This is a genomic window from Marinobacter aromaticivorans, from assembly GCF_002806975.1.
Taxonomy (GTDB): domain Bacteria; phylum Pseudomonadota; class Gammaproteobacteria; order Pseudomonadales; family Oleiphilaceae; genus Marinobacter; species Marinobacter aromaticivorans.
The window spans coordinates 66,670-92,802 of sequence record NZ_NIHD01000012.1 but is presented as its reverse complement, the minus strand read 5'-3'; the positions used below and the strand labels follow the sequence as shown (position 1 = coordinate 92,802).

Below are 26,133 nucleotides of genomic sequence, written 5' to 3'. Positions count from 1 at the left end.
CCGCTGGCTGCCAGAGAAACAGGTGGTCGACCAGATTGTGATGGCCGGTGGTGCCCAGAATGTTCAGGGCGGTCAGGCCCACCCGTGCCCCCAGTGAATGAGTGATGATGTTGATGGCAGTGCCGGCGTTTGCCAGCTGGTGAAGTAGGGGCACCAAACGCCGCCCGCTTGCCATGGCATTCAGCTCCGCCTGCATGAAGTCGATGGCGCCGGTGTTCCCTGGCCAGGAAATATTGATAATGCGGCTGTAGGGCATCCAGTCCTGGCCATCAAAACCCGCAGCGCGGTTCAGCTGGTACTCCATGTGAATCGCCCAGTTATGGGCGCCTGTGCCATTCAGCTTTTCCTCACCCGGTGTAACTGTGCTTTTGCCCGACAGTGCTTTCCCATCCTGCCAAACCGTGGCTTTATCGGGGTGCCAGCGATAGGCCTTTGCAAATGACGGTGCGTTGCCGTGGTAGGGCTCGCGGCTGCTGTCGTACTTCAGAAACCGCCCCCATTCCCCATGGGGCACGTTGTAGCCGTGTATATAGATAAGCGCGTTGTTGCCGTTTGCCCGGAAGTAATCCAGTTGCTCGTCTGTCAGTAAATCGCCTGTTGAAGGTGCCGGTTCGCGCAGGTTAATGATCACCGGTGGTGGCAAGTGTATGGCCCTGGCTGTGCGTTCGTCCTGGATAACGGTGAGGTCTACCCCTTCGTCGAGGTGCTGGCCGGGGGCGAAGCGGCGTTGTTCGCTTAGGGTGTCGAACCCGATCAGGTGCTCGCCTTCTGGCTCCTCCGGCCAGTGCCAACTGGCGTTTCCGGTGACGAGTTGAGTGAAGAGAGCCTCGGCATTATCCGGCGTATCTTCAGTGCCGTTTTGCAGGTCAGCCGTAGCGACATGGCCGCTTTCATCCCTGATCGTGCCGGCGTGGGTAAAAGCCCTGGGGCGCCCGAGGTTATCCGAGCGTTGCAGCCGCACGTTTGCTTTTTCGTGTACGCAAATGGGTGCACCGTGGGCGCCCAGCGGTGCTGAGCTGGGGGTAAAGGGCAGGTTGCTTGAGTGTGCCATTCAGGTTCCCTCCTGTGAATGCGCCAATGCTGCAAGTGCTTCCAGTGTGTCTGACCAATTGGCTCCTTGCCGGGTCTTGCGCACCGTAGCGAGCCCATCTTCGCTCAAAACTCCGGTAAAACCTTGTTTTGCCAGAAGTTCAACGCCTTCTGCCAACGCTTGCTCATTCGGAGCACCCAGTGTGATCAGTTGCTGGAACCAGAACGAAACAACCTCATCCGCCAGCCCATTGCTCCGCGCAAGTGACTCTGCCAGCACGTTCTGGCGATAATGTTCCATTGCGGCAAGATTCTCTTGGGTGAGTACAAGGGGAGTTTTGAGCTGCTCGTCTGACCCATTGGAAGGTACTGGACCTTCACTGTTCACAAGCGACCAGTTAGTGCCCCCGTAGTGGCCATGGATGGCGGTTAGTGGCCCAAGCACCCGTAAGCGCTGGTGCAATGAAAGCGATGCGCCTAGACTGCCCAGTGTGGCGGGATCCGCATAACGAAAGAGGCTATCGCCGTAAATTGCCCGGATGGTATTCAGGCCGACAAGGTGATTGCAGATCGCTTCAGGCGCCAATGGCGGGCCATATAGAGCAAGGGCTTTGCCTTCTGTCAGCCAGCTGTGCAGCCACTCTTCACTCTGACGGGTGACAGGCTGAATAAGCAGTGGGCCACTATAGGCGTGTCCACGGTATTCCGAGTGAATATAGGGCAGTTCGTAAACTGGCGCGGGGTCATGCTCAAACAACAGGCGCAAGGCCTCGGGGTGCCTTGCCTGATCAACCAGATACCAGCTGGCATCTGCTTTAAAAGGGTCAGTGTGGTGAAAAAACGATGTGGTTCTGTGAGCCTCCCGGCTCAGGGCTGTGATATCCGTCATGGCTGCCTTCATCTATCCTTAGATGGCCAAAATGCCCTGAGATAGTAGCGGAACCCGAAAACCCTGTCACCTGCCGGACTTCTCATAACCGGCATCAGAAAGCAGCACGATGTAAATGGAGGGGCGTACAGACATGCTCCCTCCATTTGCGAATGGGAGCTTGTTACCCCGCGGTTACAAACTCCGGATAGGCCTCCATACCGCACTCAGACAAGTCAACGCCGTCGTATTCATCCTCTTCGCTGACACGTATCCCCATCACCGCTTTTATAATGCCCCACACCAGCAGACTGGCAAGGAACACCCAGCCGAAGATGGTTGCTGCGCCAATCAGTTGCCCGCTGAAACTTGCATCGCCGTTCGTGACCGGTACCAGAAAAAGCCCGAGTAAGCCGCATATACCGTGTGCCGAGATGGCGCCTACCGGATCGTCAATGCGAAGCCTGTCCAGAAAGATGATGCTGAACACAACCGCTATGCCACCCAGACTGCCCCAGAGAGTTGCAACCAGCGCGCTGGGCGTGGAAGGTTCGGCGGTGATAACCACCAGGCCTGCAATGGCTCCGTTGAGGAGCATGGTCAGGTCCGCTTTGCCGAACAGCAGGCGACCGGTTATCAGAGCGGCTATGGCACCGCCGGCGGCAGCCGCGTTGGTGTTGAGGAATACCATGGCAACTGAATTGGCGCTGGCAATGTCGCCCAGTTTCAGGACAGAACCACCGTTGAAGCCAAACCAGCCCATCCAGAGAATAAAGGTACCCAGCGCGGCCAGCGGCAGGTTCGAGCCGGGAATCGCGCGGATTTCGCCATTGGGTCCGTATTTACCTTTCCGGGCGCCCAGCAAGAGCACGCCGGCAAGGGCCGCGGCTGCACCAGCCAGATGGACAATGCCGGAACCGGCAAAGTCGCTGAAGCCTAGCTCGCCCAGGTTATACAAACCGAAAACGTCCCTGCCACCCCAGGTCCAGGAACCTTCCAGCGGGTAGATAACCCCGGTCATCACAGCAGCAAAAGCCAGGAATGCCCACAGCTTCATGCGTTCTGCCACAGCGCCGGATACGATCGACATGGCAGTGGCCACGAACACCACCTGAAAGAAGAAATCCGCCGCGCTGGAGTATATCGCACCGCCTTCAAAGCCACCCTCCCGGGCAGCAAACTGCCCCAATATGATAGCGGCATGCGTTTGCCCTATGCCGTTCAGAAGCAGGGCGCCGTCGTACATGATGGCGTAGCCACACACCAGATACATGATGCAGGCGATGGCATAAAGTGCGACGTTTTTGGTGAGAATTTCGGTGGTGTTTTTCGCTCGAACCAGCCCGGACTCGAGCATGGCAAAACCCGCGGCCATCCACATAACTAATGCGCCGCACATCAGGAAATAAAAGGTATCTATTGCATACTGCAGGTGAAAAACATTGCTTTCCATGGGAAGCCCTCCGCACAAGGCACTTCAGATTTTTTTTGCGTTGGCTGTCAAATAATCAGAGCGGGATCAGATGGCTTCTTCGCCGGTTTCGCCTGTCCGGATCCGAATGGTCTGTTGCAGTTCGGTTACGAAGATCTTGCCGTCGCCAATCTTGCCGGTGTTTGCCGCCTTGGTGATGGACTCGATAACCTGGTCCAGCAGGTTGTCACCGATGGCAACCTCTACTTTTACCTTGGGCAGAAAATCCACCACGTATTCCGCGCCACGGTATAGTTCTGTGTGGCCTTTCTGCCTACCGAAGCCCTTGACCTCAGTGACGGTTACGCCTTGTACGCCAATCTCGGATAGTGCCTCTCGGACATCATCCAGCTTGAAAGGCTTAATGATCGCTGTCACAAGTTTCATTGCTTTCTCCTTGGTAAAGCCGTCCCAACATGAGAGCCCACCGGCACGTTGTTGAGTTCGGAGTGCTGCCGCTTCGCACGTCAATTGTGCGGATTGCGTACAAGAGCTTTAGCACCGGGTATGCCAACGCAAAAAAATCTTTTGAAATCAGTTTTCTGAGCGGGTCTGGTCGCAGCTTTCAGCGAATCCGAGAACCAGATTGCGCACCACAATGGAGCGTTTTGCTTCGCCTTGAGCCACAGTTGAGCAGGCTGCAGGGCGGGCACCACCATTATAGTGCGCACCGTGCCTAGTATGGCAGGGCTGGCGGTATGATACACTGCTGCAAACCGGTCACGGCACCCGCCTTTTGGCCGAAACCGGACATTATTTTAATCAGTGAGGTGATGAGTGAAAGGTCCACAGGATATTTTCGCGCAGTTACAGGGGCAGTTCGGGCAGTTTGTTCCGGATATGGCACGTGCCGCCCGGGAAGATTTTGAAACCCAGGCTCGCGCTGTGGTTATGTCGGTGCTGTCCCGCCTGGAACTGGTAACCCGTGAAGAGTTTGATGCCCAGCAAGCGGTGCTTATGAAAACCCGTGAAAAGGTAGAGGTCCTGGAAAAAAGGGTAGCCGACCTGGAGAAAGCTCTGAACCCACAGTAGGCCAGGATCCTTCCCGGCAGGAAGCGGGGTTCAGGATTGTCGACTTGTGTCGGCCGTTAGCGATATTCACAAACCAAGGAAGGTAGTTATGCTTGCCGTCGTTCATTCCCGCGCCAGCATTGGTGTTTGCGCACCCGAGGTCACTGTTGAGGTTCACCTCTCCGGGGGTCTTCCGGCTCTTTCTATTGTTGGCCTGCCGGAAACCGGCGTGCGTGAAAGCCGGGAACGTGTCAGAAGCGCGCTGTTGAATGCAGGCTTCGAATTTCCCGCCCGCCGTATAACCATCAATCTGGCGCCTGCCGATTTGCCCAAGGAGGGTGGCCGGTTCGACCTCCCGATTGCTCTGGGTATTCTCGCCGCCTCCGGGCAAATTCCCCCGGAAAGCCTTGCCTCCTGTGAGTTTCTTGGAGAGCTCTCCCTCGATGGTGCGCTACGCCCCCTGAAAGGCGTGCTGCCAGCTGTGCTGGCTGCGCGCGAAGCGGGGCGGAATTTGCTGGTGCCCAAGGACAACGCCGACGAAGCTGCCCTTGCCAGCCAGGACGACGTACTGGCGGCGGGGCACATTCTGGCCGTGTGCGAACACCTCTGTGGTCGGGCGCGGCTGATACCTGTGTCCCGTATAAAGCAAGAGTCTGCAGTCGCTTCCGGCATGCCGGATCTTGCCGATGTGCGTGGGCAGAGCGTTCCACGACGGGCGCTGGAAGTGGCTGCGGCAGGTGCCCATAACCTGCTGTTTTTTGGCCCTCCGGGAACCGGTAAAAGCATGTTGGCCAGTCGGTTACCCGGGATCTTACCGGATCTGAATGACGACCACGCCATGGAGGTTGCCAGCGTACACTCGGTTGCCGGGCTGCGGGTAGGAGAGGGCGGCTGGCGCCAGCCGCCGTTCAGATCGCCCCACCACACCGCTTCGGCGGTGGCGCTGGTGGGTGGGGGCAGCAGCCCCAGGCCCGGAGAAATCTCGCTGGCGCACCGTGGCGTACTGTTTCTCGACGAATTACCGGAGTTTGAGCGACGTGTGCTGGAAGTACTGCGAGAGCCCATGGAAACCGGCGAAATTTCCATCAGCCGGGCGGCGCGACAGGTCAACTTCCCGGCCCGGTTTCAGGTTGTCGGCGCAATGAATCCTTGCCCCTGTGGCTACAGCGGGCACCCGGGCATTGAATGCCAGTGTACGCCGCAGCAGGTGATGCGCTATCGCTCGAAAATTTCGGGCCCGCTTTTGGACCGGTTCGATTTGCATGTGGAAGTGCCTGTTCAAAGTGGCGCTATACTGATGCAGTCAGGTGGTGATGGCGAATCCAGTGCAGTGGTGCGGGAGCGAGTAGCGCTTGCCAGAGAGCGCCAGGCCCGGCGTGGTGGTGTCAATGCCACCTTGTCCGGGCGCAGGCTGCAGCAAGCCTGCAGTCTTGAAGGCGCCAGTGAAAAAATGCTCGCAGGCGCAATGGAGAAGCTGGGGCTGTCAGCCCGGGCACTGCACCGGATACTGCGCGTTGCGCGCACTCTGGCAGATCTTGACGGTGCCGATGCGGTCACGCAGTCGCATCTGGTGGAAGCACTGGGTTACCGGCAGTTTGATCGCCAGACCAACAGGAACTCTGTGGTATCCGCCTGATTCGTTCTACTCTGGTAAACTGTGTGCAAATTCCGTTAATCAAACCCGCAGCCCGCGGTTAAGGATTGCAGATGACTGATCAGAAAGAACCGCAAGATCTTGGCGACGAAAAGGCACCGAAACCGGCCGCCGGCGAATCGTCCATCACCACCCGCCGTGGCGTCCGCAGCTTTGTATTGCGTCAGGGGCGCATGACCGAGGGTCAGAGGAAGGCCTATGAGCGCAGCTGGCCGAAGTTTGGCCTGAGCCGTGAAGACGGCATGATTGACCCGCGCCAGGTGTTTGGCCGGGATGCCATGCTCAACCTGGAAATCGGTTTCGGCATGGGCCACTCGCTGGCAGAGATGGCTGAGGCTGCACCAGAGCAGGATTTTATCGGTGTGGAAGTTCACCTGCCGGGCGTCGGTGCGCTGCTCAAGGAAATTGAGGATCGCGGCCTGGAGAATGTGCGCATTTACAACATAGATGCCAACGATGTGATTGATCTGTGCCTGCCGGATGCCTGCCTGGATCAGGTGATGGTGTTCTTCCCGGACCCCTGGCACAAAAAGAGGCATCACAAGCGCCGGCTGATACAGCCCGAATTTGTGCAGCGCCTCCGCCATAAGCTCAGGGTAGGCGGTATTCTGCATCTGGCAACAGACTGGGAAAACTACGCGGAGCACATGCTGGAAGTGATGGGTGAATCTGAAGGGTTTGCCAATACCCAGGAGCAGGGTCAATACTCACCGCGGCCCGACTATCGCCCGATTACCAAATTCGAAAAACGGGGGGAGAATCTCGGCCACGGTGTGTGGGACTTGCTGTTTTATCGCACAAACTGAGATGCCCGATGGGGCTTCAGAGTTGCTTTCGGATTTTAGTGCTATTACTCCGGTACCAGTGGATGGCGCCGCGCTGCCCTGATGATTACCAGCCCCGCAATGCCCAGCGTCAGCGCCGTGAATTTCACCAGGGCGCTGATGGTGGCCGCAAGGCTGATGGCATCCGTGGGTGCGTCCAGGTTGTTCAGCAGCAGTACATTCTCGGTCACGTCAGCCAGGCCGGCGGTTATGAACAGGGTGCGTATCCAGCGCGCGGTCGTGCGCTCGCGAACGCCGGGTCTGTCCAGAGTGAAGTGCCGGGTGAGCATTACCAGGGTCACGCAGTAAACCGGGATAAACAGAAAGTCCAGCCACAGGGAAAGCTTTGCCCATTGCAGGCCTTCATCACCCCAGCTTTGTATGATACCCAGGGCCTGCTCGGCGCTTCCCGCCAGTTGATAGCTGACAATGCCCTGATGTGCCGAGCCCGTTTTCAGGGGCTGATTGATCAAAATTAATGCTGCCAGCAAAACCACCGTAGCAATCAGGCCGGTTTTCAGGCTTTTGGGTAATGCCAGTAATCCCTTTTCCGTGTCCATTACAGAAAACGCTCCAGCAGGCTGTTCAGATACCTTTGCCCCAGGTCTGTTGCCTGAAGCCGGTCACGTACCAGTAATTTATCGTCACGCAGTGCTTCAAGTTGTACCGCAACGGATGTCAGGGGTAAACCCGTGCGCTCGGAAAAAAGGCTTTCATCGACACCTTTTCGCAGGCGTAACGCATTCATCAGGAATTCCAGAGGCAGGTCATCCGTCTCAATTATATTGCTTCCAGCGGTGCGGCTGCCGATCCGGTTAAGGTAAGCCTCCGGCTGCCGGGTTTTCCAGTAACGCTTTATGGTGCCGTCCGGAAGGCTGATTTTCCCGTGCCCGCCAGCGCCCAGAGCCAGATAATCCCCGAACATCCAGTAGTTCAGGTTATGCCGTGAAGCTTTGCCTTCCTGGCACCAGGCAGACACTTCGTAATCGCTGAATCCCTGCCGGTGCAGGTACTCGCTGCCGCACTGGGCAATCTCCCAGAGCCGGTCGTCATCGGGCAGATCCGGTGGCCGGCTGTAGAACTCGGTATTGGGCTCCAGTGTCAGCTGATACCAGGATATATGAGGCGGCTCGTGGCTTATGGCAGCTTTCAGATCTTCAAGCGCTTCCTCCGGGTTTTGGCCAGGCAGGCCATGCATCAAATCCAGGTTGAAGTTATCGAAGCCCGCTTTTCTGGCGGTTTCAATTGCCCTGTGCGCCGCCCTGCTGTCGTGGATGCGACCGAGAGCCTTCAGGTGAGCCGGGTTAAAACTCTGCACGCCGATAGACAGGCGGTTGATGCCGGCTGCACGAAAGGCTTCAAACCGGCCTTCTTCCAGTGTGCCCGGGTTGGCCTCCAGCGTGATTTCGGCATCAGCGGCAAAGGCCAGGCGTTCCCTCAGCCCTTTGAAAAGATCCCGGTAGAACCCGCCGCTCATCAAGGAGGGTGTGCCGCCTCCAATGAACACGGTTTCGATGGTGCGCCCCTCCGCCAGTGGGAGGTCCTGGTCAATGTCTTCAAACAGGGCGTTCAGGTATGCGGCTTCGGGAATGTCATGCTGGATGGCGTGGGAATTGAAGTCGCAATAGGGGCATTTGCGCACGCACCAGGGTACGTGGATATACAGGCTCAGAGGCGGTGTAACCGGCGCCGGGGGAGAGGCGGTCACGCTCAGGTCTCCGCCCGGAGCTGTTCCATCAGCAACGCCAGAGCCCGGCCGCGATGGCTGATCCGGTTTTTCTCATCCCGGGTCAGTTCCGAAGCGCTGCAGTTCCTTTCCGGGCAGAGAAAGACCGGGTCGTAGCCGAACCCGCCTTCGCCCCGTGGCGCCCGGAGAATAGTGCCCGGCCAGCGACCGTGGCAGATAATCGGTGTCGGGTCATCGGCGTGCCTGAGGTATACCAGCACGCAGTGGAATTGTGCGCTGCGCTGGCCGTCAGGTACATCGGCCATGGCTTCCAGTAGTGCATCAAGATTGTCGCGATCGGATGCACCGGCCCCGGCGTATCGTGCTGAGCGAACGCCGGGGGCGCCGCCCAGTGCATCCACGGCAAGGCCGCTGTCATCCGCCAGTGCAGGTAAGCCGGTTTCCCGCGCGGCATGGCGCGCTTTGAGGATGGCATTCTCCACAAAGGTAACGGCTGGCTCTTCGACTTCGCCAACGCCCAGCTCCCCCTGGGGCACTGGCACAAGGTTCAGTGGCGCGAGGAGTTGGGCAAATTCGCGGATTTTGCCTTCATTGTTACTGGCAATAACAAGTTTCTCAGACATGATTCGCTCAGTCGTTGAACAGAGTGTGAGCGAACCGTACCGGCAAATCCTGCCTGTGCCCGGTAGGGCGGGCGGTAACGTTGAATGTCATCAGCTCGCCGGATGAATACTGGTATTGGGCAATGAAGTAGACAGAATCGCCTTCCTGTATTCTGCGAAAGGCCAGAAACTTCACCTGCTGGACATCGTTTGAAACCTTGCCTTCCACCTGACCGGCCACAGGTTCGATAACGCCGTTTTCGTTTTCCCGCATGATGGAAATGTTGACGATGCCAATGCCTTTACTGCGCTGCAGGTTGTTGGCTTTTGCCGTTTCGGGTGTCAGGAAGGTGCTGGGGAATACACTCCAGTGTACCTGGTAGTCTCCAAAGTCCTCGGAGCCGGCGTGAGCAGAAAGGCTGAAAAGGGATGCGTACAGGGCAATTACTGCAAGCGTAAAGACACTGCGTAGTGTTTTGTTAATCATGATCTGTTCTCCCGGGTAATACGATAGATTGCAATCTCACCCAACAGGTTCGGCCATAAGCGCGCCAGCCAGCTGTTCTGGTGCTGACCGTCCACCACACGTCGGCTCTTGATGCGAATACCTTTCTGCCGGCACAGAGCTTCGAAATCCTGGAAGGTGCATAGCCTTATGTTAGGCGTGTTGTACCATTTATACGGCAAAGCTTCGGATTCGGGCATGCGGCCACTCAGGGCAAGTCCCCAACGCAGCCGCCAATGCGCGAAATTAGGGAAGGTCACTATGCCTTCATCGCCCAGGCGCAGCATTTCATCCAGTACCTTGTCGGGCCGGCGCACTGCCTGCAGTGCCTGGGTCATCAGCACAATGTCGAAGCTGTTGTCTTCAAAATTGTCCAGGCCCTGGGTGTCCAGATTCTGCTCGATAACAGAGACGCCACGGCTCATGCACGTGGTTATGTGGTCCGGGTTGATCTCAAGACCATACCCGCTGGCGTTGCGCTCTCTTTGCAGGAAATCGAGCAGAGTGCCGTCACCGCAACCCAGGTCCAGCACGTGATGGCCCGGCTTGACCCATTGCTGAATGATTTCAAGATCTGCTCTCATGTGCCTGCCTCCCTGGCAACACGATCCATGTAGGCGGTGAAAATATCCGTGTAGCGAGGTGTTGGAATCAAAAACGCATCGTGACCCCAGGGTGCGTCTATCTCGGCGTAGCTGACTTTCTTGCGGGCGGCAATCATTGCATTCACCATTTCTTCCGAGCGCGCCGGTGTAAAGCGCCAGTCGGTGCTGAACGAAAGCACCAGAAACTCGCAACTGGCCCTGGCCAAGGCTTTTGACAGATCGCCGCCAAACTCGTAGGCCGGGTCAAAATAATCCAGCGCCCGGGTCATCAGCAGATAGGTGTTGGCGTCGAAAACCTCCGAAAAGCGCTCACCCTGGTAGCGGAGGTAACTTTCTACCTGAAACTCGGCATCGTAACCAAACTTGTAGGCCTGGTCCCTCAGTTCGCGGCCAAACTTCTCCCCCATGGATGCATCGGACAGATAGGTAATATGGCCGACCATGCGCGCCAGCATAAGACCGCGACGGGGCAGGGTATCGAAATCGTAGTATCGGCCTTCGTGGAATTCCCGGTCCGAGGTGATTGCCTGCCGGGCCACCTCGTTAAAGGCGATGTTCTGGGCCGTGAGCCGGGGGCTGGAGGCAATAGCCACCGAGTGTTTCAGGCGATCCGGGTAGTCCAGGCTCCACTGCAGTGCCTGCATTCCGCCGAGAGAGCCGCCTACCACAGCGGCCCAGCAATCAATGCCCAGGCGATCGGCCAGCAAGGCCTGGCTTTTCACCCAGTCGCCAACGGTAATAACCGGAAAGTCCGGGCCATAAGGTTTACCCGTTGCCGGGTTTATCGAGTTGGGGCCTGTGCTGCCGTGACAGCCGCCCAGGTTGTTAAGGCTGACTACGAAAAAACGGTTGGTATCCACCGGCTTGCCCGGGCCGATGCAGGTGTCCCACCAGCCAGGTTTGCGATCGTCCATGGAATGGTAGCCTGCGGCATGGTGGTGGCCGCTCAGGGCATGGCAAATCAGCACAGCATTGCTGCGGTCGGCGTTGAGCTCGCCATAGGTCTCTACCACCAGATCATAGCTGTCCAGTGTGTGTCCGCACGCCAGTTCAATGGGCGTCTCAAAATGGTATGTCTGGGGGGTGACTACCCCGACAGAATCCGCAGGCAGGGAATCGGGCATCGGCGCGGCAGGTTCCTGGTTCGGTCCGTTGATAACTGCTTGGCTGGTCAGGGCAAAAAACCTGTACCAACAGGGCAGTTTAAAGGCCGGTGGTCACACCTGCAACCGGCGGCCCATGCCGTGGCAGCGCTTCAGACTATATTGCGCCAGAAATGTTGACCACCTTTTGCTGGATCATGGTGGGTGCGGGTTTGCGGATTTGCCGTTGCATGGCGTCTGCGAGCTCGAGCTGCCGGCGTAAATCGCTGATGGAGTTTTCGAGCCGCTCCCGTTCGAAACGGCTGTCGCGATCGTTTCTTACCATGTCCCGAAGGCGCCGTATCTGGTGCTCCAGCAGCTGCTTTTGCTCCATTGAGTACTGCATGATAGGCAGCAGGGCCTCTGACGGCCAGCGCTGTACATCCTTGCGTACGCGGGCGTGCAGAGTCCGGGCTTCGCTGACCATGACGTTGAAAAAGCGTTGTACCAGAATGGACTGCTCGGTAAGCAGGTTTTTTGGGCTGACACGAAAGCGCCGTGCCTTTTTGCGCAGTTCCCTTATGGCAATCACATGGCGACCGGCACGCAGCGGAATCGGCTCCAGATGGCGGGCACGGGTATCCTCGTTATAACGGCGATAAATAGCGCCAACCATTTTTTCCGCAAGCTGCCCTTCACTGAGCAGGTTGGTGAGGTCGCTTTCCAGAAGCTCGAAAAACTGATCCATGGCGTTGTTCATGCCCGCGGTCGTCCAGCTTTTCGACATGCTTCTGCGGATTTTTTCGGCGTGGGCTTCAAAGCGCTGTTCGTCTACCAGTCTGTTCAGCATCTCCCCCTGGGAGCCCATGAGCCGGCGGCTTGAGCGCAGAGTGAGCAGTTTTTTGTAGTAGAAGTCGTAGTCTTTCTGGGCGCGGTCAGCCATCCGGGCAAGGGCGGCTTTATCCATGTTAATGCCAGAGCAGGCCCTTAACTCCTCTTCAAGCGAATCGAGCCGCGTCTGCATGGCCGCCTGGCTATTCTGCAGCATGCCCAGCAGATCGTTAATCAGGCTCTGGGTGATCAGCTGTTCTTTGTGCATCAGGATGCGCTGGATAATCAGCTGCTCCAGATTGCCGACGTTGGAGCGTACGAAAAGATCGTCATCGTTGCGGACCCTGGCTACAAGGCCCTGCTTGGCGGAGAGCGGGATAACATCATGCTGGCGGATGCCCAGGTGATCTGCGGAATAGCCGCGCACCCGTTCAATGGCTTCATTGGTGTGTTTTTCGCCCTGCAGATCATCCCAGAGCACATCAATCTTGTTCAGAACCGCAAAGCGGCCGGCACGATGGTCCGAATGCTCGGTATCTATATACTCTTTCCAGATGGTCATGTCGCTGGCGGTTACACCAGTGTCTGCGCTGAGCACAAAGATGACCGCATGGGCTTTCGGCAACATGCTGATGGTGAGTTCCGGTTCCGATCCCAGCGCATTGAGCCCGGGCGTATCCAGTATACGCAGGCCGCGTTCGAACAAGGGATGGCGAATGCTGATCTGGGCATTGCGCCACGCGGGAACCAGAACGTTACCGGGATTGTTGCGGTCGTGCTCGAGCATATCCTGGTCAAAACCCAGGGCGCGGGCTTCTGCCGGGGAAACACTTTTGACCCGTGCGACTTCACCCAGAACTTCACGCATGAGTTCCGGGTTGTGCTGGTCCAGATCGTGCTTTACCCAGCGCTCTGGTTGCTTGCGTAATTGCTGCAGTGAGAGATTGCCGTTTCGGGTCTCGATAGGCAGGAGCAGCAGGTAGTTTTCGTTGGCGCTGCGGTCAAAAAACAGTTCGGTCGGGCACATGGTTGTGCGCCCGGCCTGGGAGGGCAGCATGCGCTGACCAAATTCAGAGAAGAACAGCGCATTTATAAGCTCTGTCTTGCCACGGGAATACTCGCCGACGAACGCAATGGTCAGTTCATCTTCAATAAGCAATTCAAGCCCGTGCCGGATTCGTGCACTGATGTCGTCGGAGAAAAGGTTGTTGTCCTGCAGCCACAAACGGTAACGGCCAATCTGGCGGATCAGCTCTTTTTTCCAGTTGTGGTATGCCTCAACCTGCTGGGTCAGATTTCCCTGATGACTCATCGGATATTCCTTCTACACGACTTCCGGGGTTCCCTGTGCGGCTATGCCGGGATCCGCGTGACGGACGGATTGATTAATTACGATTAATACTAACCGGTTCCCGAAGGTTTTGCGGCAGCGTGCTCGAAGGTATGTGCTGACTATCGACAGAAGGTGTGTAAAAAAGCCGCAAAATCAACGATGTGAGAGTGCGGCTTCCAGAAGGGGTATTTTGTGGAAAACTGTTACAGATTGTTTATTTGCGACAAGGTCTACAGTCCGAGGCCGATGGAGCCAAGGCCGACGGCCAGTTTCATGTGCTCAATGACAACTGAAATAACATTCAGAATAAGGAAAACAATAATGGGTGACAGGTCCAGCCCGCCCATGGACGGCATCACATTCCGCACCGGGCGCATCACGGGTTCGGTGATCTGGGCAATCAGTTGAATAGCGGGGTGTGAGCTGCCCGGGGCAATCCAGCTGACAACAACAATGGCGATAACGGACCAGAAATAGATTTTTACGATCAGATCCAGAACGTTCAGTACAGCCCAGACGAGCAGGGTAATGGGGTTGAACGCGGGTATGCCGCCGTTCAGGGCAACAAGAATCAGGAAGAAGGTGATGGCCTGGATGATCACCGCCAGTACTAGGGATGCTCCGTCGATCCCGCCCCAGCCGGGAATGAACCGGCGCAGGGGTCTGAGCAGCGGGTTTGTGGCCTTTACCGCGAACTGGGAGATCGGGTTGTAAAAGTCTGCCCGGGCCAGCTGCAGCAAAAAACGCAGCAGTATTATGGTCATGTAGAAAGTGGACGCGATCAGCAGGATGGTAATCAGAATGTCTGCCAGCATGTAGCCGTATCTCCGTTATCAGTGACTGTTTTACTCTTTGCCAGCCAGTTCTTTGGCCATTTCTTCCGAGCGCTTGTAGGCTGCGTTATACGCTTTTTTTACCAGATCGCGCATGCCGCCCTCTTCAAAAGTATTCACGGCCCGCTCCGTTGTTCCCCCCGGGGACATGACGTTCTTTTTCAGTTGAGCCGGGTCGTGTTCGCTTCTGGCGGCCATTTCTGCTGCGCCCGCCATGGTTTGAATGGCCAGTTGCCGGGCGGTTTCGGGATTTACGCCGGCGTCAGTCGCTGCCGCCTCAAGTGCTTCGAGCATCAGGAAAAAGTAGGCTGGGCCGCTTCCTGAAAGCGCGGTAACGCCATGCAGCAGGTTCTCATCCTCAACCCACACCGCAATGCCTATACCCTCAAACACCGATTGCACCATTTTTTTCTGGGCGCTGGTCACGCTTTCGCTGGCAAACAGCCCGGCAGCGCCTTTGCCTACCAGTGAGGGCGTATTGGGCATAACACGCACAATCGGCAGGCCACCACCAAGCCACTCGTCCAGGGTGTCGGCGCTCAGCCCGGCAGCAATTGATACCATCAGCGGGCGGGTGTTCTGGGCGATGGGTGCAATGTCGCGGCAGACGCTCGCCATGGCCCGGGGCTTCACCGCAAGTACAACCATGTCTGCCTGCTGCGCACAGTAACGGTTGTCTGTGGTTACGCTGATGCCGAAACGTTTGCGAATGGACTGCAGGTGCCCGTCGTCTGGCGCGCTGGCCCAGATGCGGCTGGCTTTGAAGCCGCTGTCCAGCATGCCGCCAATAATGGCGCTGGCCATGTTACCGGCACCGATAAACGAAATGGTTGGTGATTTGCTCAAGGTATGCTCCAGCGGTTATGCGGTTATACATCCGGTCCCGATAATAGCAGGTACGGGACTGTTCAGCTCTTCTGCGGGCGCTCGCCAAAGACTGCTGTGCCAATGCGAACCCAGGTGGCGCCCTCTGCAATTGCCATTTCAAGATCGCCGGACATGCCCATGGATAAGGTATCCAGGGGCCCTGCCTCCGGAAAGTCGCGCCGCAGTTCTTTCAGCAGATTGGCGACCTTGCGGAAGCTCTCCCTCAGCTCAGATTCGGACTGCCCGGGATCGGGGATTGCCATTAGCCCTCTGAGCGCGAGACCGGGCAACTGGCTGGTCTCCCGGATCAATTCCGGCAGATCATCGGGCTGGCACCCGGATTTACTCTCTTCGTTGTTAATATTGACCTGAAGGCAAATATTCAATGGGGGCAGGCCTGCTTCTCTCTGCTCACTCAGACGTCGTGCCACTTTCAGGCGATCGACACTGTGAACCCAGGAGAAAGCCGAAGCGATTTGCCGTGTCTTGTTGGATTGTATCGGGCCGATAAAATGCCAGTCGATCTGTGTCAGATCACTGAGTTCCGACATCTTTTCAAGGGCTTCCTGAACGTAGTTTTCCCCGAATGCCAGTTGGCCCGCCGTCACGGCTTCTCTCAGATCCCGGGCCGGGCGTGTCTTGCTCACTGCCAACAGGTTCACAGAGCCGGGTTCGCGGCCCGCCTGCAATGTTGCTTTTTGTATGCGTCGGGTTACGCTCCCGAGGTTGTCTGCTATGCTGCTCATAGTTTGAAATAACCGCGTTTGGTCCGCCCTTTATATGGCGACACGTTACTCGCAGGTCACTGAAATGCCAAGTGATCGGAGTACGCCTGTATCAGGCCGGCGTTACCGGATTAAAAGAAAAAGCCTTCCGAGGACCTCTATGGATATTACTGAGCTGCTTGCCTTTTCGGCGAAACAGGGTGCGTCTGACTTGCACCTCTCTGCCGGCCTGCCCCCGATGATTCGTGTTGACGGCGATGTTCGCCGCATCAATCTGCCACCCCTGGAGCACAAGGAAGTTCACGGGCTCATCTACGACATCATGAACGACAAGCAGCGCAAGGACTACGAGGAATTTCTGGAAACGGACTTTTCCTTCGAAGTACCCGGTGTTGCCCGCTTCCGTGTTAACGCCTTTAACCAGAACCGGGGCGCCGGCGCTGTTTTTCGTACCATCCCCTCGAAAGTTCTGACCATGGAAGACCTCGGCATGGGCCAGGTGTTCAAGGACATTTCTTCGGTGCCCCGTGGGCTGGTGCTGGTTACCGGACCAACGGGTTCGGGCAAGTCCACCACGCTGGCGGCAATGATTGATTACATCAACGATACCCGCTATGAGCACGTGCTGACCATAGAAGACCCCATCGAATTCGTACACGACTCGAAAAAGTGCCTGGTTAACCAGCGGGAAGTCCACCGGGACACCCTGGGCTTTAACGAAGCCCTGCGTTCGGCGCTACGGGAAGACCCCGACATTATTCTGGTTGGTGAGTTGCGGGATCTGGAAACCATCCGCCTGGCGCTCACAGCGGCAGAAACCGGCCACCTGGTTTTCGGCACCCTGCACACCACCTCGGCAGCCAAGACCATTGACCGGGTAGTGGATGTGTTCCCGGCGGAAGAAAAATCCATGGTGCGCTCCATGCTCTCCGAATCATTGCAGGCGGTGGTCTCCCAGACCTTGATGAAGAAAATGGGTGGCGGTCGTATTGCGGCGCACGAGATCATGATTGGCACCTCAGCCATCCGCAACCTGATTCGTGAGGATAAAATCGCCCAGATGTATTCATCCATCCAGACGGGCGGTTCGCTGGGCATGCAGACGCTGGATCAGTGCCTGGAGCGCTTGTTGCAGAAGGGACTGATTTCCCGTGAGGCAGCGCGGTTGAAGGCGAAAATGCCAGATAATTTCTGAGCCCTGACGGTTGGGGCAGGAGAGGGCAGGCAAGGTGTGCCCTCTCCCCGGAATACTGTCGGTTAGTCATGCAGAAAGAACAAAGGTAACCAAAAATGGAATTCGAAAAACTGCTTCGTCTGATGGTCGAAAAAGGAGGTTCAGACCTCTTTATTACCGCCGGTGTCCCCCCCAGCATGAAGGTGAACGGCAAAGTACTCCCTGTCACCAAGAGCGCGTTAACGCCGGAACAGACGAGGGAGCTTGTGTACGGCGCGATGAACGAAAAGCAGAGGGCCGAATTCGAGGAAACTCACGAATGTAACTTTGCCATCAGCGCCCGCGGCATAGGCCGCTTCCGGGTGAGTGCGTTCTTTCAGCGCAACCTGTGCGGCATGGTGCTGAGACGTATAGAGGTGAAGATTCCCCAGATAGATGATCTTGCCCTGCCGGAAATTACCAAAGAGCTGGCCATGACCAAGCGTGGCCTGATCATGTTTGTCGGGGCGACCGGCACCGGTAAGTCAACGTCGCTGGCGGCCATGCTCGGGCACCGTAACCGCAACAGCCGCGGACACATCATTTCCATTGAAGATCCCATCGAGTTTGTGCATCAGCATCAGGGCTGCATCGTGACGCAACGGGAGGTGGGGATTGATACCGAGAGCTTTGAAGTGGCGCTGAAAAACACGCTGCGCCAGGCGCCCGACGTGATCCTGATCGGTGAGGTGCGCACCCGCCAGACCATGGAGTATTCGGTTCAGTTTGCGGAGACTGGTCACCTGTGCCTCGCAACGCTCCACGCCAATAACGCCAACCAGGCGCTCGACCGGATTATCCAGTTTTTCCCGCCGGAACAGCACAACCAGATCTGGATGGATCTGTCGCTAAACCTCAAGGCTATTGTGGCTCAGCAGCTGATCCCGACACCGGATGGCAAAGGCCGGAAAGCGGTTATTGAAGTTCTGATCAATACACCGCTGGTTGCAGACCTGATTCGAAAAGGCGAGGTGCATAAGCTCAAGGAGCTGATGTCCAAGTCCAACGAATCCGGCATGCAGACCTTTGATCAGGCGCTCTACCAGCTTTACGCCGAAGGCTCTATTACCTACGAAGATGCCCTGGCGCACGCAGACTCGGCTAATGATTTGCGCCTGATGATTAAACTGGGTGCCGATGCCCAGGGGGCAGACAAACTGTCATCTTCTGTGGATAAATTGACCATACAGGATAACTGACGGGCAGAGGCTGAGTGGCTTCGTAAAAGGTTAAATTTTCAAATCAGTAGCTTTAGCATTTGAGGCCGGCGTCTGCTGCTGCGTATACTGCCTCCAAACGACAAAGGAGATTCTGCTGATATGAAATCCATACATCTTTCCCGCGCTGTACGGCTTGCCACTCTGGCCGCAGTGGCTGCCCCGGCCACTGTTTTTGCTGGTGGTTTTTCCCTGAACGAGCAGAGTGCGAGCGCCATGGGCGTCGCGAACGCCGGCGCTGTTGCGAACCCGGAGAATGCGACCACGATATTTTTTAACCCGGCGGGTATGAGCCAGTTGAAGGGTACGAACATTTCTTTTGGTGCGGCTGTTCTGGATATTGATGCTGAGGCCAAAAGTGCAAGTGGAACCAACCAGATTGGCCAGCCTGTTTCTGGTGGGCGTGGCGGTGATATTGCAGATCCAGCCGTGCTTCCTAATGTTTACCTGACCCATGAGATCAATGACTCAATTGATGTGGGTTTCGGCATCCATGCACCCTATGGCCTGGCCGCAGACTACGATGATGATTTTGTTGGCCGCTTCTTCGCCGACAAAACGGAGCTGACGGCGATCTCATTCACGCCCGCGATTTCGGTTAATAACGGCCAGGGTCTTTCGATGGGTTTGGGCCTCAACGTAATGTACGTTGAGGGCAAACTTACCAAGTTTATGGATAACTCCGGCACGATTGCGCTGGCACCGGGTGGTGTCTTGCCCGGAACGCCAGCGCAGGGCTATGCTGACATTGAAGGTGATGATGTCGGCGTAACCTTCCAGGTTGGCTTTTTGTATGAGATGAACGACCGGACCCAGTTCGGCCTCAAGGCTCAGACCGGCACCGAGCTGGATCTCGAAGGTGATGCCAAGTTTACCAATGTGGCGGTTGCCACCCCTGCCGGCACCCCAAATCCTCCGGGGCCAGGGGTTGCTGTTCCGCTTAACTCAACTGAGCCTGCGCGGGTCCCATTGGCTATCCCCGAAAGCATCAGTGCGGGTCTTCGCCATAAGCTGACGGATCAGTTCACGGTTCTTGCAGGCGCCACCTACTCCAGATGGAGCCGTTTCGACTCTCTGGACATATACGGGCGCGATCCGAGCAAGCCCCTGACGAGTAAGAGCCCGGGTGGATTGCCCAACCTGCTTTCCCACACGCCGGAAGGGTGGAAAAACACATGGCAGTTCAATGTGGGTGGTATTTACCAGGTGACGCCCGAGTGGGCGCTCAAAGCTGGTTATGCGTGGGATGAATCACCGGTTGACCAATATGTTACGGCGCGCATCCCCTCCAGTGATCGTCACTGGCTGACGCTGGGCGCACAGTGGAAGTCGGCTCAGAGTGGCTGGACAGTAGACGCGGCGGTAGGCACCCTGTTGTTCACAGATGACCCCAAAGTGTCTGACCAGGCCTATGTCCTGACTCCAGCCGGCACAGCCCCAAATCCGACCGATCCGAATTCACTCTATGAGGGTGAGTACGATCTTGAGGCGTGGAGTGCTGGCATCCAGATCAGTAAAGCGTTCTGAACAACGCCTTGGCTTAACAGGTAATAAAAACGCCCGGTCGAGCTCTTCGCTCTCCGGGCGTTTCTTTTAGTGCGCCTGATCCCAGTTATCACCCACGCCAGCTTCCACCAGCAACGGCACGGCCAGCTTCGCCGCACCAGACATACGCTTGATAAGCCCTTCGCGGACCTCGTCCACAGCCTCTTCTTTCACTTCAAGAATCAGTTCGTCGTGCACCTGCATGGTCATGCGCGCGCTATCTGCATGTTCTGAGAGCAGCCAGTTTTCCACCTCAATCATCGCCAGCTTGATGATGTCGGCGGCTGTTCCCTGCATGGGGGCGTTGATGGCGGTTCGCTCAGCCGCCTGCTGCAGCTGTTTGTTGCGGGCGTTGATTTCCGGCAGGTACAGGCGGCGGCCAAACAGGGTTTCAACGAAGCCGTCGTCGTGGGCCTGTTTGCGGATGTTGTCCATGTAGCGCAGCACGCCGGGATAGCGTTCGAAGTAGCGGTCTATGTACTGTTGCGCCACCTTCCGCTCCACATCCAGCTGACGGGCCAGGCCGAAGGCCGACATGCCGTAAATCAGGCCAAAGTTAATGGCCTTGGCGCTGCGGCGCTGGTCGCTGCTCACTTCGTCCAGAGTTATGCCGAACACTTCCGAGGCGGTCGATTTGTGAATGTCCTCGCCCTTCTCAAAGGCGGTCAGCAGGCCTTTGTCGCCAGACAGGTGCGCCATGATTCGAAGTTCAATCTGTGAATAGTCCGCGGCCATCAGTTTATAGCCTTTCTCGGCAATAAAGGCCTGGCGAATGCGCCGGCCCTGCTCGGTGCGAACCGGAATGTTCTGCAGGTTGGGTTCTGAAGAGCTTAGCCGGCCCGTGGCAGTTACGGCCTGGTGGTACGAGGTGTGCACTCGCCCTGTGCGGTGGTGGATCAGCTCTGGCAGGGTATCGGTGTACGTGGACTTGAGCTTGCTCAGGCTACGGTGTTCCAGAATGAGTCTGGGCAGTTCGTGTTCGTGGGCCAGTTCCTGCAAAACGGGCTCTGCGGTAGAAGGCGCCCCTTTAGGGGTTTTCTTTATGACCGGCAGCCCCATTTTCCCGTAGAAAATGGCCTGTAACTGCTTTGGCGAGCCCAGATTGAATTTTTCACCTGCCACCTCGTGCGCTTCTTTTTCCAGCTCCGCCATGCGCTCTGCCAGTTCCTGGCTGTGCTGGTGCAGGGTGCTGGCCCTGATCAGGGTGCCGCGCTGCTCCATGCGGGAGAGCACAGGAACCAGAGGCAGGTCTATGTCTGTGTATACCGATTCCAGCTTGCCGACCCGGGCCAGTTGCGGTCGCAGAACCTGATGCAGGCGCAGGGTTATATCGGCATCTTCTGCGGCATAGGGGCCGGCTTTCTCCAGATCCAGCTGGTTGAACGTGAGCTGTTTGGCGCCTTTGCCGGCAATGGATTCAAAGGTGATGGTTTCCTCGCCCAGATAGTGTCTGGCCAGGGTGTCCATGTCATGACGGGATGACACAGAGTTCAGTACATAGGACTCCACCATGGTGTCTTCGGCAATGCCTTCCAGGCAGATGCCGTGATTGGCCAGAACGTTCTTGTCGTACTTCAGGTTCTGGCCAACTTTTTTCTGCTTCGGGTCTTCCAGCAGCGGCTTGAGCTGCGCCAGGACTTTCTCGCGATCAAGTTGCTCCGGGGCCCCCATGTAATCGTGGCCAAAGGGTACGTAGGCTGCCTCGCCCGCCTTGACCGCAAACGACACGCCCACCAGCTCGGCGCTCATATATCGCAGGCTGGTGGTTTCAGTGTCGAAGGCAAACAGCTCGGACTTTTCAAGCCTGGCTATCCATTCGTCCAGGTCTTGCTGACGGGTGATTACGCTGTAGCGCTTTTCCCCGCCAGATGGATCCGGGTTGTCGGCTGGTTCTGTTGCCGGGTTTTCGCCGGATTTAGTGGATTCCGCTACCCTGGCTTCCAGCTCGGCAATCCAGCTTCGCAATTCGTATTCCCGGAAAAGCTGCAGCAGCTCCTCATCATTCTGTTCCCGCTCCTGCAGATCCTCCAGGCCAAAATCCAGATCAACGTCCATCTTGATGGTAGCCAGCTCCCGGCTCAGGGGCAGGGTATCAACAGCTTCGCGCAGGTACTCGCCAATCTTGCCCTTGATCTCGTCGGCGTGCTCAATCACCCCGTCCAGGCTGTCGTAGGCCTGCAGCCACTTCACCGCGGTTTTCGGGCCACACTTGTTGACGCCGGGAATGTTATCCACCTTGTCGCCAACCAGCGCAAGGTAATCGATGATCTGATCGGGGCGAATGCCAAACTTTTCCATGACTCCTTCCTGATCCATCTTTGTTTCGGTCATGGTGTTGATCAGGGTTACGTGGTCGCTGACCAGTTGAGCCATATCCTTGTCGCCGGTGGAGACCACCACATCAATACCTTTGCTGGTGGCTTCGTTGGCCAGGGTGCCAATCACATCGTCAGCTTCCACCCCTTCCACAATCAGCAGGGGCAATCCCATGGCTTTTACCATCTGGTGAATGGGCTCGATCTGAACCGCCAGATCATCCGGCATGGGCGGCCGGTTGGCCTTGTACTCTTCGTACAATTCGTGGCGGAAGGTTTTGCCCTTGGCATCGAACACCACAACCATTTTCGAGCCGGGGAAATCCTGCTCAAGGCGCCGGATCATCGCAATCACGCCTTTGATCGCTCCGGTGGGGTGGTTTTTGCTGGTGGTCAGTGGCGGAAGTGCATGATAAGCACGGAATAGGTAGGACGAACCGTCCACAAGCACCACAGGTGGGGTCTTTTGTTCAGTCATGTCAACACGGATCCGGATTGTGATTGAAGCGAAGGTTGGCTTGTGCAACTCTGTACTTAATTGAATGACCAAAAGGGTATCACGAAAATGAAACGAATCGCCTGTTCCGCATTTCTGCTTCTCTGCGGTGTTGGAACCGCGCTGGCACAGGAAAGCGGTGCGCTGGATGAGACGGTTGTAGAAACGCCGAAAGAACCGATTGTGGTTTCCGATTACCAGTCGTCCAGTGATGGCCCGCAGATTGTTATCCGGCCTGGTGACGATGAGGTTTTCTATGAGTACCGGGTGAACGGCCAGCTCGTGGAAATAAAAGTGGTGCCAAAAGTAGGTCGGGAATACTACCTGGTGCCCGCAGACGGGGGCGGCTGGATACGGGAAACCGAATCCGACATGCTGGTGCCAAGCTGGGTGCTGTTTCGCTGGTAAAAGAACCTATGCACGTTCGCAGCTATTCCCGGTTTTTAGTATGAACATTCTAATTTTAAACAGTAGTCTTGGTTACAGAATCAGCGAAAGGCCTTTAACCTGGCACTGATCAGGCGGTTCCAGCCGCGATCAGGAAAGGCAGGTGAGAGGCCGGGAAATTTCAGTAAACCAAGGAGAATGATCATGGGTAAACTCAAAACTTATCAGGAACAGCTTCAGGAAATCGTGGAAAAAGGTATCAATGCCGCTGAAGAGCAGCAGAAGAAGCTGGCAGCCAAGCCCTTCGACTACGCAGAAAAGCTGGAGTCTGAAGCGCGTGAGTACAGCGTGAAGACCCTGCGCAAGCGTTATAACGGGTACAGCGACAGCTTGTTCGACCAGCTGCGCAACCTGAACAGCCGTTTTGGTAACTTTGCAGCCGACCTGGTGGCAAAGCTCGAGAAAGAAGCGGCCGAAGGTGCAGACGCGGTTTCTGAAGCAGCGGACGACGTATCTGACGCCGCCCAGGAAGCCAAAAAGTCTGTAGAGGCCAAGAAGCCGGCAGCTCGCAAGACGACGGCAAAGAAAAAGACTGCAGAGAAGAAGACAACGGCTTCAGCCTGATTGTGAGGCCGTTGAGTGCAGTGAAGTCAGCGTTGTAGCCTGCTGAATAAGTAGTCTGCTGAAGAAAAGGGTGCCGGCCAAGCCATGGCACCCTTTTTTTTGTCAAGTGAAAATACGCGGTGATCTAGTCGTCGGTGTTCGTCTGCTCCAGTGACAGGGTGCGGGTTTCTCCGGTAACTTCTTCAAGGCGTTTTATGTCTTTCTCGAAAGACTGTTTCAGAGATTCTATTTCCTGGGTTTGCCACGAAATTTCCCTTTCGATATCGCGAATCTGGGATTCGAGGCGACGAATTTTTTCGAGCACGGCATCCGGTATTTCCTGGCCGGTACGCTCCATGTTCGCAGCCCGGCTCTGTTCATTATCCAGCTGGCTGGAAATAACCGAAATATTGCCTCGCTTTAGCTGGATCAGCCCCCGGAGTTCATCCAGTTTGCGGTGCATGGCTTTGATGGCCTGGTCGGGGTGGCTGAAACGCTTCAGAAGCTGCGCGTCTTTTTCGCGCTGGATGGCGAGCTCTTTCTGGCGCTGTTTTTCTGCTTCACGGGCGGCAATTTCTTCTTCCGTTGGCGCCGGGGGGATGGTTTCGACAACACGCCCGTTTGAATTGAGAATATCGTAGCCGCGTTTCGTGGCTGACTGGGGAATGGTGTTGCTGATTACGATCTGGCCTTCTTCGTCCGTGTAGCGGTACATGCCAGCCTCTGCCTGAACCGACATGCTCGAAAACAGGAGGAGTGCAGAGGTGATAGCTGAAATTACGGTAAGGCGCTTGTGCATCAGTCAGACTCCGTAAAGTTCCCGGTAGCTGGCAACCTTCGCGGCGTGGCCAGAAAACTCCGGATTGGTCTCAAGATAGTCTAAAACCTGTTCCAGGCGGATGATACTGACCACCGGGATACCGAATTCGCTCTCTACTTCCTGTATGGCAGAGAGCTCGCCGTTACCGCGCTCCTGTCTGTCCAGGGCGATCAGTACACCGGCAGGTTCTGCGCCCGACGCGTGGATAAGGTCTATAGATTCGCGTATGGCTGTGCCGGCAGTGATAACATCATCAACGATTAACACTTTACCCTGCAACGGGGCTCCGACAATATTACCGCCTTCACCGTGTTCTTTCTTTTCTTTACGGTTAAAGGCAAAGGGCTTGTTGTTGCCCTTCTGCGCCAATGCCATGGCCGTTACGGTTGCCAACGGAATGCCCTTATAGGCAGGCCCGAAAATGATGTCATAATCAACGCCGCTGCGGTCGATGGCGGCAGCATAGGCCTGGCTGAGGTGCAGCAGGTCTTCACCGGTGTTAAAAAGCCCGGCGTTGAAAAAGTATGGGCTGATGCGGCCGGATTTGAGGGTAAAGTCACCGAAACGCAGCACGTTCCGGCGGATGGCGAATTCGATGAACTTTTGCTGATAGTCGTGCATGGCAAGGCTTCTGGCGGGTATGGATCTTTAAATAATGCGCAAAAACGGTATCATACACACAAACCGAATCAGGGAACACGTATGCGGGTAGTATCAATCAGCGTCAATGGTCTTGCCCAGGCCGTTGATAAAGGTTTCTTCGACTGGCTGGCCGGGCAGGACGCAGATGTTGTGTGTGTTCAGGATCACCGTATGCGTGCCTACGAAATTGAAGATTTCAATCTCATTCCTGAAGGCTACGAGGCCTACTTCATAGATGGCGAAAACAATGAGGATGGTGGCGTGGGAATTTATACGCGGCACTTCCCCAAGGCCATTATGTACGGTTTTGCCAATGAACAGGCGGACCGGGAAGGGCGTTTTATCCAGGCAGATTTTGACAAGGTTTCTGTGGCCTCTGTGCTGGCTCCCTGTGCTCTTGGGCGTGAGGAGGAGTTGATCAGCGAGGACGATCTGACGGTTCTCGACCATAAAGATGACTTTATGGATGCGTTTGGCCTGCATATGCAGAAAACCCTGCGTAAACGTCGCCAGTTCATTTTCGGCGCGAACCTGCAAACGGCCCATCACGTAACGGACGCCAGCCCGCTTTACCACAAACTGGATTTCTCCGGCTTTCTGCCTCACGAGCGTGCCTGGCTGGATCGCCTGTTCGATGAGATGGGTTGCGTGGATGCGTTCCGCGATATCAACAAGCAAAGTAATCAGTTTACCTGGTGGCCTGAACAGGCTGAGGGTTCGCGGAAGAATGCGGGTATTCGGGTGGATTATCAGCTTGTGACACCGGGGATTCGCAAGACCATTCAGGATGGCTGGATTGATAGCACAACCCGGTTTTCGGATCACGCTCCGGTGATTATGGATTACGATATAGAAATCGGCATCTAGGCTTCTGGGGGGAGCGAGCGCCTACCCGGTAAGGCTTCCCCAGACACGCTGCGAGTACTTCCCTGTACGCTTGTTTCCGGCCATCCTTGGCCTCCAACAGT

General features: G+C 56.4%; 26 protein-coding genes. 9 read left to right on the top strand and 17 right to left on the bottom strand.

The features are described 5' to 3' along the window. The 4 genes from CDH48_RS15655 to glnK all read right to left on the bottom strand — a co-directional run. A partial coding sequence (locus CDH48_RS15655) for an alpha/beta hydrolase (protein WP_157807848.1) occupies positions 1–1,051 on the bottom strand: 1,051 nt, incomplete at its 3' end. Then, entirely contained in the window at positions 1,052–1,918 is an 867-nt protein-coding gene (locus CDH48_RS15650; RefSeq protein ID WP_157807847.1) for a DUF4123 domain-containing protein, read from the bottom strand. A 163-nt stretch (positions 1,919–2,081) separates the two neighbouring features. After that, on the bottom strand, positions 2,082–3,350 hold the full coding sequence (locus CDH48_RS15645) for an ammonium transporter (protein ID WP_100689673.1): 1,269 nt from the start codon (positions 3,348–3,350) through the stop codon (positions 2,082–2,084). Between the two features lie 66 nt (positions 3,351–3,416). After that, positions 3,417–3,755 carry a P-II family nitrogen regulator gene (gene glnK / locus CDH48_RS15640; RefSeq protein WP_100689672.1) on the bottom strand — a complete coding sequence of 113 codons (339 nt, stop codon included), beginning with the start codon at positions 3,753–3,755 and terminating at the stop codon, positions 3,417–3,419. A 390-nt stretch (positions 3,756–4,145) separates the two neighbouring features. On the opposite strand from glnK, the gene CDH48_RS15635 reads away from it, so the two are divergent. From CDH48_RS15635 to trmB, 3 genes are all read left to right on the top strand, one after another. Beyond that, positions 4,146–4,400 (top strand): accessory factor UbiK family protein, encoded by a 255-nt coding sequence (locus CDH48_RS15635; RefSeq protein WP_100689671.1) that lies wholly within the window; start codon positions 4,146–4,148, stop codon positions 4,398–4,400. An 88-nt stretch (positions 4,401–4,488) separates the two neighbouring features. Beyond that, positions 4,489–6,015 carry a YifB family Mg chelatase-like AAA ATPase gene (locus CDH48_RS15630; protein WP_100689670.1) on the top strand — a complete coding sequence of 509 codons (1,527 nt, stop codon included), beginning with the start codon at positions 4,489–4,491 and terminating at the stop codon, positions 6,013–6,015. A gap of 71 nt (positions 6,016–6,086) precedes the next feature. Next, positions 6,087–6,839 (top strand): tRNA (guanosine(46)-N7)-methyltransferase TrmB, encoded by a 753-nt coding sequence (trmB, locus tag CDH48_RS15625; protein ID WP_100689669.1) that lies wholly within the window; start codon positions 6,087–6,089, stop codon positions 6,837–6,839. 44 nt (positions 6,840–6,883) lie between these two features. Here the strand turns inward: trmB and CDH48_RS15620 are convergent, their stop codons facing one another. The 10 genes from CDH48_RS15620 to CDH48_RS15575 form a co-directional block, all read right to left on the bottom strand. Then, on the bottom strand, positions 6,884–7,417 hold the full coding sequence (locus tag CDH48_RS15620; protein ID WP_100689668.1) for a hypothetical protein: 534 nt from the start codon (positions 7,415–7,417) through the stop codon (positions 6,884–6,886). Continuing rightward, entirely contained in the window at positions 7,417–8,565 is a 1,149-nt protein-coding gene (gene hemW, locus CDH48_RS15615) for a radical SAM family heme chaperone HemW (protein ID WP_100689667.1), read from the bottom strand. Before hemW ends, CDH48_RS15620 begins: the two co-directional genes overlap by 1 nt. A 2-nt stretch (positions 8,566–8,567) precedes the next feature. Beyond that, positions 8,568–9,167 carry an RdgB/HAM1 family non-canonical purine NTP pyrophosphatase gene (gene rdgB / locus CDH48_RS15610; RefSeq protein ID WP_100689666.1) on the bottom strand — a complete coding sequence of 200 codons (600 nt, stop codon included), beginning with the start codon at positions 9,165–9,167 and terminating at the stop codon, positions 8,568–8,570. Positions 9,168–9,174: 7 nt separating this feature from the next. Then, entirely contained in the window at positions 9,175–9,636 is a 462-nt protein-coding gene (locus CDH48_RS15605; protein ID WP_379923812.1) for a DUF4426 domain-containing protein, read from the bottom strand. After that, complete coding sequence (gene metW / locus CDH48_RS15600) at positions 9,630–10,235, bottom strand: methionine biosynthesis protein MetW (RefSeq protein ID WP_100689664.1); 606 nt, start codon at positions 10,233–10,235, stop codon at positions 9,630–9,632. Before metW ends, CDH48_RS15605 begins: the two co-directional genes overlap by 7 nt. Further along, positions 10,232–11,380 carry a homoserine O-succinyltransferase MetX gene (gene metX, locus CDH48_RS15595; RefSeq protein WP_100689663.1) on the bottom strand — a complete coding sequence of 383 codons (1,149 nt, stop codon included), beginning with the start codon at positions 11,378–11,380 and terminating at the stop codon, positions 10,232–10,234. Before metX ends, metW begins: the two co-directional genes overlap by 4 nt. Before the next feature lie 136 nt (positions 11,381–11,516). Further along, entirely contained in the window at positions 11,517–13,481 is a 1,965-nt protein-coding gene (locus tag CDH48_RS15590) for a dynamin family protein (protein WP_100689662.1), read from the bottom strand. A gap of 251 nt (positions 13,482–13,732) precedes the next feature. After that, entirely contained in the window at positions 13,733–14,317 is a 585-nt protein-coding gene (locus CDH48_RS15585) for a YggT family protein (RefSeq protein WP_100689661.1), read from the bottom strand. A gap of 30 nt (positions 14,318–14,347) precedes the next feature. Next, positions 14,348–15,181, bottom strand: coding sequence for a pyrroline-5-carboxylate reductase (gene proC, locus CDH48_RS15580; protein WP_100689660.1), 834 nt, complete (start codon positions 15,179–15,181; stop codon positions 14,348–14,350). A gap of 62 nt (positions 15,182–15,243) precedes the next feature. Further along, positions 15,244–15,948 carry a YggS family pyridoxal phosphate-dependent enzyme gene (locus tag CDH48_RS15575; RefSeq protein WP_100689659.1) on the bottom strand — a complete coding sequence of 235 codons (705 nt, stop codon included), beginning with the start codon at positions 15,946–15,948 and terminating at the stop codon, positions 15,244–15,246. Positions 15,949–16,087: 139 nt separating this feature from the next. Here CDH48_RS15575 and CDH48_RS15570 point away from each other — a divergent pair, with 139 nt between their 5' ends. From CDH48_RS15570 to CDH48_RS15560, 3 genes are all read left to right on the top strand, one after another. Further along, positions 16,088–17,122 carry a type IV pilus twitching motility protein PilT gene (locus CDH48_RS15570; protein ID WP_100689658.1) on the top strand — a complete coding sequence of 345 codons (1,035 nt, stop codon included), beginning with the start codon at positions 16,088–16,090 and terminating at the stop codon, positions 17,120–17,122. A gap of 95 nt (positions 17,123–17,217) precedes the next feature. Beyond that, a complete protein-coding gene (locus CDH48_RS15565) occupies positions 17,218–18,339 on the top strand; it encodes a PilT/PilU family type 4a pilus ATPase (RefSeq protein ID WP_100689657.1) in 1,122 nt (373 codons plus the stop codon). Between the two features lie 120 nt (positions 18,340–18,459). Next, positions 18,460–19,884 (top strand): OmpP1/FadL family transporter, encoded by a 1,425-nt coding sequence (locus tag CDH48_RS15560; RefSeq protein WP_100689656.1) that lies wholly within the window; start codon positions 18,460–18,462, stop codon positions 19,882–19,884. 66 nt (positions 19,885–19,950) lie between these two features. On the opposite strand, the gene polA is transcribed toward CDH48_RS15560, so the two are convergent. Continuing rightward, positions 19,951–22,695: a DNA polymerase I gene (gene polA, locus CDH48_RS15555; protein WP_100689655.1), complete on the bottom strand. Its 2,745-nt coding sequence runs from the start codon at positions 22,693–22,695 to the stop codon at positions 19,951–19,953. A gap of 87 nt (positions 22,696–22,782) precedes the next feature. Between polA and CDH48_RS15550 the strand changes: the two genes are divergently transcribed. Together CDH48_RS15550 and CDH48_RS15545 are read left to right on the top strand one after the other, a co-directional pair. Next, the gene (locus CDH48_RS15550) at positions 22,783–23,121 is read left to right on the top strand and encodes a DUF2782 domain-containing protein (RefSeq protein ID WP_100689654.1); all 339 of its coding nucleotides are present in this window, start codon (positions 22,783–22,785) and stop codon (positions 23,119–23,121) included. Between the two features lie 183 nt (positions 23,122–23,304). Beyond that, the gene (locus tag CDH48_RS15545; RefSeq protein ID WP_100689653.1) at positions 23,305–23,724 is read left to right on the top strand and encodes a hypothetical protein; all 420 of its coding nucleotides are present in this window, start codon (positions 23,305–23,307) and stop codon (positions 23,722–23,724) included. Positions 23,725–23,848: 124 nt separating this feature from the next. Here the strand turns inward: CDH48_RS15545 and CDH48_RS15540 are convergent, their stop codons facing one another. Together CDH48_RS15540 and pyrE are read right to left on the bottom strand one after the other, a co-directional pair. Then, entirely contained in the window at positions 23,849–24,502 is a 654-nt protein-coding gene (locus tag CDH48_RS15540; protein WP_100689652.1) for a DUF4124 domain-containing protein, read from the bottom strand. A 3-nt stretch (positions 24,503–24,505) separates the two neighbouring features. After that, the gene (gene pyrE / locus CDH48_RS15535) at positions 24,506–25,144 is read right to left on the bottom strand and encodes an orotate phosphoribosyltransferase (protein ID WP_100689651.1); all 639 of its coding nucleotides are present in this window, start codon (positions 25,142–25,144) and stop codon (positions 24,506–24,508) included. A gap of 81 nt (positions 25,145–25,225) precedes the next feature. On the opposite strand from pyrE, the gene CDH48_RS15530 reads away from it, so the two are divergent. Further along, a complete protein-coding gene (locus CDH48_RS15530; protein ID WP_100689650.1) occupies positions 25,226–26,032 on the top strand; it encodes an exodeoxyribonuclease III in 807 nt (268 codons plus the stop codon). Positions 26,033–26,133 lie beyond the last annotated feature (101 nt).